The 254-nt window shown below is 32.3% G+C and carries 1 protein-coding gene; it reads right to left on the reverse strand.

Going from position 1 to position 254, the window contains the following annotated elements; genetic code table 11:
- Positions 1-254, reverse strand: a 254-nt coding sequence (locus tag ACSNOK_RS35210; protein WP_436784759.1) for a hypothetical protein, incomplete at both ends; no start/stop codon positions are given.

Genomic DNA, 254 nt, shown 5'->3' on the forward strand with positions numbered 1-254 from the left:
GAAGAAATCAACACTTCTATTTTCAAGATATTCACTTAAAGGATTATTATTGTCTGAGAATAACTCAGAACTTCTATCAGAGCGTTCATTAGGTGTGATATATGTGCCATCACGTTGTAGCATATCGGCCAATGTATCAACAGCTAATTTCAATACATATTCTTTAGCACTTTCACTATAGATTATGTTAGTGCTTTCAGTAATGCTCAAACGATCTTCATCATCCTTAAAACTGTAGTTAAATGGTATAATGT

Source organism: Streptomyces sp. URMC 126, from assembly GCF_051386555.1.
Lineage (GTDB): Bacteria > Actinomycetota > Actinomycetes > Streptomycetales > Streptomycetaceae > Streptomyces.